Below are 13,951 nucleotides of genomic sequence, written 5' to 3'. Positions count from 1 at the left end.
CCCTGAGGGGGTGCGGGCCCTGAGGGGTGCCGGGCCTGAGGGGTGCCGGGCCGAAGCGGAGTGCGGCACCTGAGAGGGGGCCGGGCCGGAGGCGATCGCCGGACCTGCGCGGGTGCCGGACCGGAGGAGGGTGCGGCACCGGAGAGGTCGCCGGATCGCAGGGGGTGCCGAACCGGACGGGGGGTGCTGAACCGGACGGGGGGTGCTGAACCGGACGGGGGGTGCTGAACCGGACGGGGGGTGCCGAACCGGAGGCGATCGCCGGGCCGAAGCGGGGTGCCGGACCGGAACGGGGTACCGGACCGGAACGGCGCCGGACCGCAGGCGGCGTGCCGGGCCGCAGGCGGGTGCTAGCGGCGGGGCGGCGTGCCGGGCCGGAGGTGGGTGCTAGCGGCGGGGCGGAGGGGTCAGCCGGCTCGGTGGACCACCGCGTCGCACAGTTCCATCAGCGCCGCCTTCGCGCCGCACTCCCGCAGTGGCGCGAGCGCGGACCGCGCGTCCTTGGCGTACCGCACGGTGTCCCGGCGGGCCTGCTCCAGCGCGGGGTGCACGCGGAGCGCCTCCAGGGCCTCGGCGAGCCGGGCGTCGTCGCTCAGGTCGGAGTCCAGCAGCTCGCACAGGGCGATGTCCTCGGGCAGCGACAGGCGCGCCGCCCGCTCTCGCAGCCGTAGCACGGGCAGCGTGGGAACGCCCTCACGAAGATCCGTCCCCGGCGTCTTGCCCGACTCGTGCGAGTCGGACGCGATGTCCAGGACGTCGTCGGCCAGCTGGAAGGCGACGCCCAGCCGCTCGCCGTACTGCGTGAGCACGTCGACGACCGTCTCGTCGGCGCCCGACATCATTGCCCCGAACCGGCAGGCCACCGCCACCAGCGAGCCCGTCTTGCCGCCGAGCACGTCGAGGTAGTGCTCGACCGGGTCCCGTCCGTCGGTAGGACCGGCCGTCTCCAGGATCTGCCCGGTGACCAGCCGCTCGAACGCCTCGGCCTGTACCCGCACCGCCTCCGGTCCGAGGTCGGCCAGGATGTGGGAGGCGCGCGCGAAGAGGAAGTCGCCCGTGAGGACGGCGACGGAGTTCCCCCAGCGGGCGTTCGCGCTGGGCACCCCGCGGCGCACGGCGGCCTCGTCCATCACGTCGTCGTGGTACAGCGTAGCCAGGTGAGTCAGCTCCACGACCACGGCCGACGGCACGATGCCCGGCGCGTACGGGTCCCCGAACTGCGACGCGAGCACCACGAGCAGCGGCCGGAACCGCTTCCCGCCCGCCCGCACGAGATGCTGGGCGGCCTCCGTGATGAACGGAACCTCACTCTTGGTGGCCTCGAGCAAGCCTTCCTCGACAGCCGCCAATCCGGCCTGGACATCGGCTTCCAGAGCCTGGTCCCGCACGCTCAGCCCGAACGGCCCGACGACGGTCACGAGGGGTCTCCTGTCTGCTGGTGTCTACTGGCGATTACGCGGTTTGTCGATAGGTCTCTGCCATCACTCAAGTCAGCGTATCCGGTCACGTTTCGATCACCGATAGCCCCCACGGTTACAGGCCAGGCGGTATCGGATCACGCCCGATATGTTCCTGATTCAAATATATGAACTGATATTTGTAGAGTTAGCCGGAAGTAAGGACTTCCGCCCGGCAACGCCATCGACGCCGGAGTCGCCATCTCCACCCCCTCCCCACCGTCACCGACTTGGGATTTAATGCCCGATTCGCCGCACTTGTGGACGCTGGTGACTTGACTCACTCCCCCCGTCGAACCCGCCCAGCCCCGCCCGATCCGACCGTTCACGGATTCTCCACATCTCCAAGCAAGTTGAGGCTTTGCACTCACAAAGGATCAAGCGCCCCATAGGCCACAGACCAAGGTCAATATGGGTGATCTATGAATCTGCTACTTGTTTCGGACATGTGCTCTCGCATACGTTCCCGGCCTGTCGGGCGGAACGCCGAATCCTGCCGCCGCCCGTACACCCACCTAGAACGCACGGCAGGAGCGGGGGAACCAGGTAAGTCGCCGGGCCGGATGTCTCAGACATATCGGTACGGCTCGGGGTGAAGTCGCGCCCGTCAGAACGCGACCGGGCAACTCCTGCCCGAACCCGACAGCTCACCTCGCAGGCGCCGGAGAGGAAATTCGTCATGCCCGCTGCCGCTCAGCCGCGCCGCACCCGTCGTAACCGTCTCGTCCGCACGCTCACCGTCGCCGCCACCGGCGCGGCCGTGCTCGCCCTTCCGCTCCTCGGCGCGACCGGCGCCTCCGCGGCGACCCCGACCGTCGCCACCGCCACCAGCCTCGGGTACGCCAACAACCTCGACGGCTGGATCCGCGCCTCCCTCCACGTCATGGCCCAGCACGGCATCCCGGGGACGTACAACGGCATCTACCGCAACGTCATCCGCGAGTCCTCCGGCAACCCCTACGCCATCAACCTCTGGGACTCCAACGCGGCCGCGGGCATCCCGTCCAAGGGCCTGCTTCAGGTCATCGACCCGACCTTCCGCGCCTATCACGTCGCAGGCACCTCCTGGGACTCCTACGAACCGGTCGCCAACATCACCGCCGCCTGCAACTACGCGGCCGCCCGTTACGGCTCGATCGACAACGTGTTCGGCGCGTACTGACAGATCTCCGTAGGAACCCCAGCCCAGGGGCCTACGGGTCCTACAGGCCCTACAGGCCCTACAGGCCCTACAGGCTCTGCAGGCTCTGCAGGCTCTGCAGGCTCTGCAGGTCTGCAGGTCTGCAGGTCTGCAGGTCTGCAGGTCCTACGCGTCTGTGGGGTTCATTGGCCTGCGGGGTCTACGGGTCTGCGAGGTCCACGGGTCCGCGGGCCCTACGGGAACAGTCTTTCGAGGACGACGGCCACGCCGTCGTCCTCGTTCGACGTCGTCACCTCGTCGGCCACCGCCTTGAGTTCGGGGTGGGCGTTGGCCATCGCGACTCCGCGCGCGGCCCAGTCGAACATCGGGATGTCGTTGGGCATGTCCCCGAAGGCGACGGTGTCCTCGGGCCGCAGGCCCAGGTGTTCGGCGGCCAGGGCCAGGCCCGTCGCCTTGGTGATCCCGCAGGGCTGGAGCTCGACCGTGCCGGGTCCCGACATGGTGACCGTGGCGAGCGAGCCGACCGCCGCGCGGGCCGTCGCCGCCAACTCGTCGTCGGACAGGGTGGGATGGCGCAGCAGCACCTTGCTGATCGGCTCGCACCACAGATCGTCGCGCCGGTCGACACGCAGGGCGGGCAGCGTCGGGTGCGGCATCCGGTAGCCCGGCTCGATGAGCGTCAGCCCGTCCACGCCGTCCTGGTCGACGGCCGCGTACAGCTGCCCCACCTCCGCCTCGATCTTGCCGAGCGCGGTCTCGGCCAGCTCCCGGTCCAGGGTGACCGACCACAGCAGACGGTCCGCGCCGGCGTCGTACAACTGCGCGCCCTGTCCGCACACCGCGAGCCCCCTGCTGTGCAGCCGGTCGAACAGGGGGCGTACGCGGGGCGCGGGGCGTCCTGTGACCACCAGGTGGCGTGCGCCGGCGGCGGCCACCCGCGCGAGCGCGTCGAGGGACCGGTCGGAGAACGTGTCGTCGCCGCGCAGCAGCGTTCCGTCCAGGTCGGTGGCGATGAGGGAGTACGCGGAGTACGGGGTGCGCTCGGCGTATGCGGTGGGTGCGGCCATGATCAGAGAATACGGATGCCGCACCCCCCTGGTTCGACGCGAGCCGGACGACGACCAGGTCCTGTCCGGTTCTGCCAACTCCCCTTTGTCTACTGGTGCGGAACTGGCTGAGGCCGGGCACAAAGAAACGGCTTTCTGGCGCATCGCCGGGTAGCGGACGGTTAAAGGCCTCTGTACCGGTTGGCAACAAGATGGGACGCTACCTACCGCGACGCCCGGGTGGAGCGGTACCGTCCAGGTGTCCAGGGGGGACTTGATCGGGGGGTCAGGTTGAGCAGTGGGCGCATTCGTGTGCTGAGGCCGGAAGACCTCGGCGAGGGGGACAGGGAGCGGTGGCGCGCGCTGCGTGCCGCGTCGGCGCTTCCGCGAAACCCCTTCATGGAACCGGAGTTCACCGACGCCGTGGGCCTCGTGCGGCCACGCGCGCGCGTGGCGGTGGTGTACGAGGGGCGTGAGCCGGTCGGCTTCCTCCCCTATGAGCGGGGCCGGCTCGGCCAGGGTCAGGCCCTCGCGTACGGCGTCTCGGACGCGCAGGGCGCGGTGCTGGCCCCGGGTCTCGGGCTGAACGCCGCCGAACTGATGCGGGCGTGCTCCCTGTCGAGCTTCGCCTTCGACAACCTGGAGGCGGCACAGGGGCTGTTCGTCCCGCACGCGGCCGAGGAGTACGCCGCCTACGTCATCGACGTCGAAAAGGGTTACGAGACCTACGAGTCCGTACTGCGGTCCCAGTCGCCGAAGTTCCTGAAGACGACGCTCGCCAAGGAGCGCAGGCTCGGCCGTCAGGTCGGGGAGCTGCGGTTCGTGTTCGACGAACGCGACCCGGCCGCGCTGCGCACGCTCATGGCATGGAAGTCGGCGCAGTACCGCAGGACCGGCCGCCGGGACCGGTTCGCCCAGGAGTGGATCACCCGGCTGGTGGACGCGCTCGCCGAGACGCGCGCGCCGGAGTGCTCCGGCACGCTGTCCGTCCTCTACGCCGGTGAGCGGCCGCTCGCCGCGCACTTCGGACTGCGTTCCTCGACGGTCCTGGCCTGCTGGTTCCCGTCGTACGATCCGGAGTTCGCGAAGTTCTCGCCGGGCCTGGTGCTGCATCTGCGGATGGCGGAGTCGGCTGCCGCCGAGGGCATCGGCCTGCTCGACCTGGGGCGGGGCGCGGCAGAGTACAAGGACTCGTTGAAGACCGGGGAGATCCCCGTGTTCGAGGGCGCGTGGACGCGTCCGGGGGTGGGCGCCGCGCTCCACTGGCTCAGCCGTGAACCGTCGCGCCGCGCACACCACTTCGTACGCAACCGGCCGAGGCTCGCCGCGGCGGCCGCCCGAACCTTGAAGAGCGCGGGCCGCCTACGCGGCGCGTGACGATCACACGGGGGACGGTCGCACGGCTCACGTGCACACGGCTCACGGGCACACGGGCACACGGGCACACGAGTGACGGTCAGAGACAGTCGGGGACGGGTCGAGGGCAGTCGGAGATTGTCAGGGGCGGTCGGGGATCGCCAGGCGTGGCGGGCGATTGTCAGGGGCGGTCATGAGACAAGGGGGGTTCATGTCCCGCGCAAGAGGTGCGCAGCAGGAGATCGTGCGGCTGGAGATCGAGAGGTTTCTCGGCATCCGGCCGGTGCAGATCGCCGAGCTCGAACTGGACGACGGTGGCGCGCTCAGACCCGGTCCGGGCAGCCCGCCTGTGATCCACGGTCTGGTGTTCGTGCTGGTCAGGCGGGGTGGGCGGCCGGTCGGGACGCTCCTCGGGCAGGTACCGGAGGGCGCCGATCCGAAGGCGGTCCTCGTGGACCTGGCCGCCCGTGAGCACATGGCGCCGGGTCCCGCAAGACTGTCCGGCCCGAAGTCCGTCCCGTTCACCACCGTCGTCATCGCCACCCGCGAACGCGCCGGACTGCTCGCCCACGCCCTCGACTCGCTCCTCGCCCAGGACCACCCGGACTTCGAGATCATCGTCGTCGACAACGCGCCCGTGACAGACGCGACCCGGGACCTGGTGACCCACAAGTACGCCGAGCGCGTGCGGTACGTGACCGAGCCTGCGCCCGGTCTCGCCGTCGCGCACAACAAGGGCGTCGAGGCCGCGCACGGCGAGGTGATCGCCTTCACGGACGACGATGTCGTGGCGGACCCGCGCTGGCTCACGGAACTCACCGCGCCGTTCACCGCCGACCCCCGCCTCGGCTGCGCCACCGGCCTGATCCTCCCGGCCCGGCTGCGCACGCCCGCCCAGGTCCTCCTGGAGGGCCATGGCGGCTTCGCCAAGGGCTTCACGGCCCGCACCTACGACCCGTACGAGCCGCCCGCCGACGAGCCGCTGTTCCCCTTCACCGCGGGCCGCTTCGGCTCCGGCGCCAGCATGGCCTTCCGTACGGAAGTACTGCGGGCGGTCGGCGGCTTCGACCCGGCGACGGGCGCGGGCACGCTCGCGCGGGGCGGCGACGACCTCTACGGGTTCGTCCGTGTCCTCGCCGAGGGCCACCGGCTGCACTACACCCCGCAGGCCCTGGTCTGGCACCGCCACCGGGAGACCTGGCAGGACCTGGAGACCCAGGCCTACGGCTACGGCGCCGGCCTCACCGCCTACCTCACGGCGATCCTCGTCAACCGGCCCGGTCTGCTCCCGGCGTTCCTGGCCCGGCTGCCCCGGGGACTGGCATACGCACGCTCACTGACGGCGAGCCGCGAGGCGGCGTCCGGGCCGGAACCGGGGTCGGAAGCGGGGGCTCAATCGGGGGGTCATTCGGGGGGCGATTCGGGGAGTCGATCGGGGGCGCGATCGGGGGCGGACGTGCCGGGGAGCGCGGGGGGCGGGCCCCGGCGTGCGAGGGGCGCGCCCGGTGGGCATGACGATCGGACGCACGCCTGGCCCGGGCGGCTGTCCCGGCTCCAGAGGCGCGGAATGCTCTACGGACCGCTGGGCTACCTGCGGGCCCGACGCGCACTGCGGCAGCGGTTGCGGCAGCGGGGGGCCGCGCGATGACGGCGGCGTCCGCACACAGAGGCGGCGGCGTCCCGGTGCCCGCAGACGGCAGCATCCCCGTGTTCCTGTACCACGCCGTGATGGAGGATCCGCCCGACTGGATCGCCGAGTTCACCGTGAGCCCGAAACAGTTCGGCGAGCACTTGGCCGCCGTCGTCGACAGCGGTCGCACGCCCGTCACGATCAGCGCGCTCGCCGACCATCTCGCCGGACGCGCGCCGCTGCCGTCCCGGCCGGTGCTGCTCACCTTCGACGACGGTTTCGCCGACCTGCCCGGTGCGACCGCCGAGGCGCTGGCCGGGCGCGGGCTGTCCGCCACCGCGTACCTCACCACCGGCGCCATCACGGCGGGCGGGCGCAGTCTGCTGCCGCCCGCCCCGATGATGACGCTGGACGAGGCGGCCCGGCTGGAGCAGTACGGCATGGAGATCGGCAGCCACACGGTCGCCCACGCCCAGCTGGACACCCTCGCGCCCAACGCGCTCGCGCACGAACTGCGGGCGTCCCGCTCGGTGTTGGAGGACACCCTCGGCCATCAGGTCCGCCACCTCGCCTATCCGCACGGCTACAACAGCGGCCGGGTGCGGCGGGCGGCCGCCGCCGCGGGCTACGAGACGGCCACCGCCGTGCGGCACGCGCTCAGTTCGGACCGAGACGAGCCCTACCGCATCGCCCGGCTCATCGTGCGTCGCGGCCACACCGTCGCCGACGTCGAGGGCTGGCTGGCGGGTTCCGGCGCCCGAGTGGCCCCGTATCGGGACGGACCGAGGACGGTCGGCTGGCGGTGGTACCGCCGGGCCCGGGCCGTCGTTCGGGGGCCCGTTTTCGCAGGCTGAAACGGGGTGCCAGGAACCGGCCGGTCCGCCGGAAGGTTCGACGATTTTGGTGTGAAAAGCAGACGAAATTCCTATAGTTGACCTGGGGGAGGGGAGCCTCAGCGTGCAGCAACATGTGCCTGTACCGACCAGCGAGAGCAGCGAGCTACCCACCCTTGTCCGGGCCGCCGGCGGCGAGCGCAGACCCTGGCGGATCCCGCGCCGCCCGCCGGACGCCGCGCTGGTGACCCTGCTGCTCGCCGCCGGGCTGTGGGTATACGCGCTGCCCCGCATCGGCTTCCGGGAGATGGGCGACTACGGCCTGCTGGACCGTCTCCCGATCACCTACTACGCCTCGTTGCTGGTCCTCACCGCGGGCTTCGTACTCAGTCTGCGGCGCGCGGGCACCGCACCCTGGTGGCCGGCCGCGCACTGCGCCGCACTGCTGTTCGCGCTGAAGGCGCCGCCGGCGGTGCTGTACGACGCGGTGCGCTACCCGTGGGCCTCCAAGCACGACGCCATCGTCAACACGCTGCTCGCCAACGGTGAGCTGCGGCCGGGCGCCGCACTGTCGGGCAATATGTCCGCCTACGACCAGTGGCCGGGCTTCTTCACGCTCAACGCGGGCCTGGTGCGGGCGTTCGGCGTGCAGAGCGCCGCCACGTACGCCAACTGGGCGCCGATCGTCTTCGGCCTGCTCATGATGCCGGTGCTCGTCCTGATCTACCGCACCTTCTGCGAGGACTGGCGGCTGATCTGGACCGGCGTGTGGATCTTCCAGCTCGCCAACTGGGTCGGCCAGGACTACTTCGCCCCACAGGCCCTCGCCTACCTGTTGCATCTGACGGTCCTCGCGGTGGTGCTGCGACACTTCGTACGCCCCGGCTCGGCCGGACGACTACGGGACCGTACCTACCTCGACCCCGTCGCCGCCCCCGTCCCGCCGCCCACCGGGAGCAGGCAGCGCGCGGTCTGCGTGGTGATCCTGGCCCCGCTGATCGCCGCCATCAACGCCACGCACCAGCTCACCCCGGTGATGCTCACCATCTGTCTGCTCGCGCTCAGCTTCACCCGCCGCTACCGCAACTACGGGTTGCTGATCGTCGCCGCGCTGCTGATGCTCACCTGGGACCTGACCATGGGGCGGCCGCTGTTCGTCGAGACCCTCGCCACCGTCAGGAAGTCGATCGGGGAACTGACCGAGAACTCCCGCGCGGGCTACGCGGGACAGCTCACCGGCCCCGGCCCCGAACTCGCGGGCACGGCCAACATCGTGATGGTGTTGGCGATCGCCGTCCTCGCCGGGACCGCCGTCGTGCTGCGGCGCCGGCTGACGCGCAGCGCGCTGCCGCTGCTGCTGGTCTCCGTCGCCCCGGTGCCACTGTTCGCCGTCAACGACTACGGCGGCGAAATGCTCTTCCGCGTCTATCTGTTCGCCCTGCCCGGCGCGGCCTTCTTCGCCGCCGCCGCGCTCGTGCCGGCCGTCGCGGGGACCCACCGCAGCAGGGCGAAGACGCTGCGGCGGCGGACCGCGGCCGTCGCCCTGCCGACCGTGCTGCTGATGCTGCTGGCCGGCTTCCTGCCGTCGTACTACGGCAAGGAGAAGATGTTCTACACGCCGCCCGAGGAGACCGCGCTCGTCACCAGGGCTCTGGACGACGCCCCCGACGGCTCGCTGATCCTCGCCACCAGCGGCTCCTTCCCGCAGGCACTCCGCCACTACGACCGCCTCGAACACTGGTTCTTCGCCGAGCAGGCGCTGCCCGAGAACGAGAAGATGCTGAAGGACCCGGCGTCCTACCTCGCCGCCGGCATCCCGCCGGGCGCGAAGGCGTACGTCGTCCTCACCCGCACCCAGGACATCTACGCCTCCGGCGAGGGCCTGCTACCGCCCGGCGGCTTCGAGACCCTGCGATCGAAACTGACCGCCTCGCCCCGCTTCCGGACCATCGAGAGCCATCCCTACGGCGTCGTGCTGGAGTACCGCCCGGCCGCCCGATGACCGACCGATGGCCGCCGACCGACCACAAGGTGATCGAATTGACGGACAACACCGAAGACGCCACGGACGCCACGGACGCCACGGACGCCACGGACGCCACGGACGCCACCAGGATCACCCCGACCCACCTCAGACTCCTCGTCGCGGCCTCGGGCTGGCTGGCCCTGGCCGCCACCACCGTGCCCGGTCACTCTCCGCTGCGCTGGATCCCGGTACTGCTCTTCGTCCTGTTCGGCCCGGGCTGTGCGGCGCTGTATCCGCAGCCGGGGGCACTGGCCTCCGGCGCCAGGCTGGAGGCCGTCGCACTCGCCGCGCCCATCAGCCTCTCGCTCGGCGTACTCACCGCCACCTCCCTGTTCCTGGTGAAGGGCTTCTCGATGACCGTCTTCCTCGTCTCGCTCGCCGGCTTCACGACAGTCGTCGCCGCCCTCCCGGGGCTACCACTGCCGGCCGCACGGCGCGGCGCCCTGGAACGCACCAAGATCAAACGCAGGCCCTCCGGCAGCAGCAACACATGACCGGCCGCCACCGCCCACGCAAGCCACCCAAGCCACCCAAGCCACCAAGGCCGGACAAGGCGAGCACCACGGGGAGCAACACCATGAGGGACGAAACGGAGGACGCCGCGAGGGTCGGCACGAGGCCCGTCAGGGGGCGGGGCAGGGGGCGGGGCAGGGGTAGCGAGAAGGAGGGTGCCGTGGGAAGCGGCACGGCGAGCGCCATGGGGAGCAGCCCGGAGCGCACCCCGGGGGACGCCGCAGGCGGCACCACGAAGAGCAGCACGGAAAACACCCCGAAGGACGCCACGAGGCTCGGCACGGGGAGCGGCACGGGGAGCGGCACGGGGAGCGGCACGGGGAGCGGCACGGGCAATGCCGCGAGGGGCGAATTGGAGAGCACCCCGGGGGACGCCACGGGGAGCGGCGTGGGGGACGCCGCGGGGGATGTCGTGACGAGGGGTGCGGGGAGGGGTGCCGGGGGTGCCGGGGGTGCCGGGGGTGTTGTGGGGGGCGGTTCGGGTGGTGGTTCAGGGCGGGGTTTGAGAGGGGACACGGGGGGTGCGAGGCGCGCCTACATGGCCGTGGTGCTGGTGGCGGTGGCCGCGTTGCTCGCGGGGCTCGGCGTCTGGGTCGGCCGCTCCGAGGACTCGGAGTCCGCCGATGACGCCGTGCCCGAGAACGCGGCTTCGGGCGAGCTGCCCACCGGCCCCTGCGCCCCCACGGACGCGCTGATCCCGCCCTGCGGCGCGTGGTGGGGCGCCGCCGTGCCGTACGCCGGGAACGGCTCGCTCAAGGACGCCGTGCTCGGCTTCGAGAAGAGGATCGGCCGCAAGCTGGACCTCGTCTACAACTACCACGACATGTCGGGCACCAAGCTCGACGGCGAGCTGCTCACCCCCGACGAACAGGAACTCGGCAAGGACCGGCTGCTGATGCTGGCCTGGGAGTCCACAGTCTGGACCGAGCCGCACCACGAGAACTGGACGGAGACCCAGCTCGGCTGGAAGAACATCGCCTCCGGAAAACTCGACGAGAAGATCCTCGATCCGCAGATCCGGCGCATCAAGGCCTACGGCAAGCGCGTCTTCTTCTCCTTCGACCAGGAGACCGACGCCCGCATCAAGGAAGGTGCCGGCACTCCGAAGGAGTTCATCGCGGCCTACCGCCACCTGCGCGAACGGTTCCGGCAACTGGGCGCCGACAACGTCGTGTGGGTGTGGACCGTCTCCGGCTACCTCGGCAGCGCGGCCGACATGAAGGCGCTCTACCCCGGCGACGAGTACGTCGACTGGATCGCCATGGACCAGTACAACTACTACCAGTGCCATGGCACCACCGACTGGAAGGACTTCCTGCGCAGCCAACGGCCCAGCTACGAGTGGCTGCGCGCGAACATCAGCGACGACAAGCCCGTGATGCTCGCGGAGTTCGCGACTGCCCCCGACGCCGGCGCCCCGCAGCGCCAGCGCGACTGGTACACGCAGATCCCCGCCGCCGTGAAGCAGCTCCCCGAGGTGAAGGCCCTGGTGCACTGGAACCGGCCGACCTCCGAGCAGGCCGCGTGCGATCTGACCGTCAACGAGGGTCCGGGTCTCCAGGGTTACCGCGAGGCGGGGAAGAACGGCTACTTCCACCAGCCCGTGCCGCCGCGCTGACGCCCGTTCGTCGGGTCTGTGTCCCTCTTTCTTTCTCACGGAGCGACAGGAAGAGTGCGGCGAAGGCGAGTACGACGAACAGGGGCAGGGCTGTGGACGCGAGCTCCTGCCGCCACACCCAGCCGCCCAGCGCCATGAGGTAGAGGACCCCCCAGCGGCCCGGCCATGTCAGCCGCCGCCCCGCGCGGGCCAGCAGCAGCCACAGCGGTATGAGGCACAGGACCTGCCCGACCGGCGGCGCCCACCGCAACAGCGGCTCGGGGCCGTCGAGCCCCACCCCGTCGGCGAGGAAACGGGCCGCGCTCTCGTACAAGGCCCCACCGACCGGCGCCGGTTCCCAGCCGAACGCGACAGGTACGGCGTACAGGGCGAGCAGGGCGGACGCCAGTGCCGCCCCCGGCAGCCATGTGTCTCTCGCGGCGCGCAGCGTCACCGAGCCGACGAACACCACCAGCACCAGTCCCCCCGCGACGAGCGCTGTGAGCGGCAGTGCCGCCAGCAGCTGACGCCCGGTCAGCACATCGGCGGACGGCCCGTCGAACCACGGCAGGTCGCGCAGCGCCGCCCAGTAGGCCACGGTGGCCACACCGAGCAGACCCCACAGGGCGCCCCCACCCCACCGCTCCCGGGCGCGGGCCGACAAAGACCGGGCACCGGCCGACGAGGACCGGGCCGTCACACCCTTCCGGCCGGCCTCATCCCACTCCTCCAGCCCACCATTCTCCCTACGCCCCTGACTCCCCCTACTGCTCTCCTTGCTCCCCCTACTAGCTTCGCCCCGCTCGCTCTCCGTGTCCCCGTCGGACTCGTGCGGCCGCACGATGAGCGCGAGGGTGTCCGCCTGCAACGCCTCGCGTTCATACCCGGGACGCCCTATGAACAGGGTGACCGTGTCCTCGTCGATGCCCTCCCGCTCGTACGCCGCCCGGCGCGCCCAGTTCGTGCCGTACCCGGCGGTGGCGTTCAGCCGCGCCCAGCGAGTGCCGTAGGCCGAGGCGGCGGCGGACCGGCCGGTGGGCAGGTGGTGCCGGCGCAGCGCGGAGCGCAGGCCCACGGCGGAGACGACGGCGATCAGGGTCATGCTGAGCAGCACCGCCCAGCCCGCGCCCGCGATCCCGGCCGGGGCGAACAGCACGGCCGCGCTGCCCAGCACGAGCGTGCACATGGCACCCTGGAGCGCGGCGAGCACGCCGGTACGGCCCTGCACCCGCAGCACGCCGATGTACAGCTCCACCACGACCCTGGGCAGCGCGCCCGCGGCCAGCAGCCGCAGCACGGTGGTGCCGTGTTCGGCGTAGTCCTCGTTGAACGGCATCAGGATCTGCGGGGCGAACAGCACCAGCACCAGCACCACCGGCACCAGCAGCAACGTCATCCGACGCAGCGCCCCGCGCACTCCGTCGGCGAGACGGCGCGGGTCGTGCGAGGCGTGCGCGGTGAGGGAGGAGGCCATGTTGATGGCCATGAACTCCATCGTGCCGCCGACGGTGTACGCCACGTAGAAATAGCCGTTCTCCGCCGCGCTGAAGCGGACGGCGACCATGACCGGCAGCAGGTTGATCATCGCCAGGCTGAACAGCGCGCCCAGCGAGTCCCCGGCCAGGAAGCGGCCCATCTCCCGCAGCCCGGGGGGCTCCAGGTCCCGGTCGGCTGCGGCCTGGCGCGGGATCAGCCGGCGGAAGATCAACCAGCCCAGCGGCAGGGTCGAGAACGCGATGGCGACGGCCCAGGACACGAAGATGCCGAGCACCGGCAGCGCGGTCGCGAAGACCACCAGCAGGATCAGCTTGCCGACGGAGAACACCGCGTTGCCGACGGGCACCCACCCCGACCGGCGCAGCCCGGTGAGCACCCCGTCCTGGAGCGTGAGCAGGGCCCACGCCACGCAGGCGACGACGAACGTCGCCCCCGCGGCTGCCGTGCCGAGCGGCGCGTACGTCGCCCCCCACAGGTCGAGGGTGAGCAGGAACACGAACGCGGCGACGGCGACGACCACCGAACTGGCGGCGTACGCCCGCCACACCAGCGAGCCCGTCGCCCGCCCGGCGCGCGGCACGAAGCGGACGACGGCACCGATCATCGTGGTCGCCGTGACGCTGGCGAGCAGCCGCATCGCCGCGATGGCGGCCGAGCCCTGCCCGACGGCCTCCTCCGAGTAGTAACGGGCTGCCACCAGCCAGAAGCCCAGTCCCAGCACGGCGGATACGCCCGTGCTGAGCATCAGGAAGTAGGCGTTCCTGAACAGGGAGTCGGAGCCGCGGGTGCTGTCGGCCGGCATCGGGCCGGTCGGCTCCGTTCCGGCTGACGGCGCCGAGGGTTCGGGTACCTGGA

10 protein-coding genes and 1 riboswitch are annotated in these 13,951 nt (G+C 71.3%); of the genes, 7 read left to right on the top strand and 3 right to left on the bottom strand.

Annotation, left to right across the window (positions count from 1 at the left end; translation table 11 throughout):
* Window positions 1-407: 407 nt before the first annotated feature.
* Window positions 408-1,418 (bottom strand): polyprenyl synthetase family protein, encoded by a 1,011-nt coding sequence (locus ACIBTS_RS29380; RefSeq protein WP_319677076.1) that lies wholly within the window; start codon window positions 1,416-1,418, stop codon window positions 408-410.
* A gap of 513 nt (window positions 1,419-1,931) precedes the next feature.
* Window positions 1,932-2,133, top strand: a riboswitch (cyclic di-AMP (ydaO/yuaA leader).
* A 3-nt stretch (window positions 2,134-2,136) separates the two neighbouring features.
* On the opposite strand from ACIBTS_RS29380, the gene ACIBTS_RS29375 reads away from it, so the two are divergent.
* A complete protein-coding gene (locus ACIBTS_RS29375) occupies window positions 2,137-2,619 on the top strand; it encodes a transglycosylase SLT domain-containing protein (protein WP_319677077.1) in 483 nt (160 codons plus the stop codon).
* 212 nt (window positions 2,620-2,831) lie between these two features.
* Here ACIBTS_RS29375 and ACIBTS_RS29370 read toward each other — a convergent pair whose 3' ends face one another.
* On the bottom strand, window positions 2,832-3,665 hold the full coding sequence (locus ACIBTS_RS29370; RefSeq protein WP_319677078.1) for an HAD family hydrolase: 834 nt from the start codon (window positions 3,663-3,665) through the stop codon (window positions 2,832-2,834).
* Between the two features lie 291 nt (window positions 3,666-3,956).
* Between ACIBTS_RS29370 and ACIBTS_RS29365 the strand changes: the two genes are divergently transcribed.
* From ACIBTS_RS29365 to ACIBTS_RS29340, 6 genes are all read left to right on the top strand, one after another.
* Window positions 3,957-5,021: a GNAT family N-acetyltransferase gene (locus tag ACIBTS_RS29365; RefSeq protein WP_399323328.1), complete on the top strand. Its 1,065-nt coding sequence runs from the start codon at window positions 3,957-3,959 to the stop codon at window positions 5,019-5,021.
* A 190-nt stretch (window positions 5,022-5,211) separates the two neighbouring features.
* The gene (locus ACIBTS_RS29360) at window positions 5,212-6,648 is read left to right on the top strand and encodes a glycosyltransferase (protein ID WP_399323327.1); all 1,437 of its coding nucleotides are present in this window, start codon (window positions 5,212-5,214) and stop codon (window positions 6,646-6,648) included.
* An 80-nt stretch (window positions 6,649-6,728) separates the two neighbouring features.
* Window positions 6,729-7,484, top strand: a complete 756-nt coding sequence (locus tag ACIBTS_RS29355; RefSeq protein ID WP_399323476.1) for a polysaccharide deacetylase family protein — start codon at window positions 6,729-6,731, stop codon at window positions 7,482-7,484.
* Window positions 7,485-7,587: 103 nt separating this feature from the next.
* On the top strand, window positions 7,588-9,465 hold the full coding sequence (locus ACIBTS_RS29350; protein WP_399323325.1) for a hypothetical protein: 1,878 nt from the start codon (window positions 7,588-7,590) through the stop codon (window positions 9,463-9,465).
* A 38-nt stretch (window positions 9,466-9,503) separates the two neighbouring features.
* Window positions 9,504-9,983 (top strand): hypothetical protein, encoded by a 480-nt coding sequence (locus ACIBTS_RS29345; RefSeq protein WP_399323323.1) that lies wholly within the window; start codon window positions 9,504-9,506, stop codon window positions 9,981-9,983.
* 557 nt (window positions 9,984-10,540) lie between these two features.
* Complete coding sequence (locus ACIBTS_RS29340; protein ID WP_399323321.1) at window positions 10,541-11,620, top strand: glycoside hydrolase family 26 protein; 1,080 nt, start codon at window positions 10,541-10,543, stop codon at window positions 11,618-11,620.
* Here the strand turns inward: ACIBTS_RS29340 and ACIBTS_RS29335 are convergent.
* Window positions 11,541-13,898: a lipopolysaccharide biosynthesis protein gene (locus tag ACIBTS_RS29335; RefSeq protein ID WP_399323474.1), complete on the bottom strand. Its 2,358-nt coding sequence runs from the start codon at window positions 13,896-13,898 to the stop codon at window positions 11,541-11,543. The genes ACIBTS_RS29340 and ACIBTS_RS29335 overlap by 80 nt on opposite strands.
* Window positions 13,899-13,951: the final 53 nt, after the last annotated feature.

It is taken from the genome of Streptomyces sp. NPDC050121, assembly GCF_044460385.1.
Lineage (GTDB): Bacteria > Actinomycetota > Actinomycetes > Streptomycetales > Streptomycetaceae > Streptomyces > Streptomyces soliscabiei.
Note: the sequence above shows the minus strand (reverse complement) of the source record. Positions and strands in the feature narration are given on the sequence as shown.

Excerpts from the sequence above, each read along its gene's own strand:
- ACIBTS_RS29375 (WP_319677077.1), top strand. The coding sequence starts at position 2,137 with ATGCCCGCTGCCGCTCAGCCGCGCCGCACCCGTCGTAACCGTCTCGTC.
- ACIBTS_RS29370 (WP_319677078.1), bottom strand. The coding sequence starts at position 3,665 with ATGGCCGCACCCACCGCATACGCCGAGCGCACCCCGTACTCCGCGTAC.
- ACIBTS_RS29360 (WP_399323327.1), top strand. The coding sequence starts at position 5,212 with ATGTCCCGCGCAAGAGGTGCGCAGCAGGAGATCGTGCGGCTGGAGATC.
- ACIBTS_RS29355 (WP_399323476.1), top strand. The coding sequence starts at position 6,729 with ATGGAGGATCCGCCCGACTGGATCGCCGAGTTCACCGTGAGCCCGAAA.
- ACIBTS_RS29340 (WP_399323321.1), top strand. The coding sequence starts at position 10,541 with ATGGCCGTGGTGCTGGTGGCGGTGGCCGCGTTGCTCGCGGGGCTCGGC.
- ACIBTS_RS29335 (WP_399323474.1), bottom strand. The coding sequence starts at position 13,898 with ATGCCGGCCGACAGCACCCGCGGCTCCGACTCCCTGTTCAGGAACGCC.